Origin of the sequence: Neisseria sp. P0008.S010, assembly GCF_051962715.1 — a bacterium.
GTDB classification, from domain to species: Bacteria; Pseudomonadota; Gammaproteobacteria; order Burkholderiales; family Neisseriaceae; genus Neisseria; species Neisseria elongata.
This window is the reverse complement of record NZ_JBQCVA010000368.1, coordinates 1-250: the sequence shown is the minus strand read 5'-3', so window position 1 is coordinate 250 and position 250 is coordinate 1. Positions and strand designations below refer to the sequence as shown.

General features: G+C 56.4%; 1 rRNA gene. It reads left to right on the top strand.

The window, feature by feature from the left end:
• Positions 1-250 (top strand): 16S ribosomal RNA (locus ACTHSL_RS13955); the annotation flags it as partial.

The window sequence follows — 250 nt, the reverse complement described above, 5'->3', positions numbered from 1 at the left end:
ATGCAGCGAACAGCTGTAGATCTTGACGTAAGCTCGAGAGGAAGCACTGGCTAACTCTGTGCCAGCAGCCGCGGTAATACAGAGAGTGCAAACGTTGTTCGGAATCACTGGGCTTAAAGAGCACGTAGGCGGCGCTACAAGTGTCGGGTGAAATCCCACGGCTCACCCGTGGAACTGCCCGGCAGACTGTGGTGCTCGAGTGTGGTAGGGGAGAGCGGAACTCCAGGTGGAGCGGTGAAATGCGTAGATA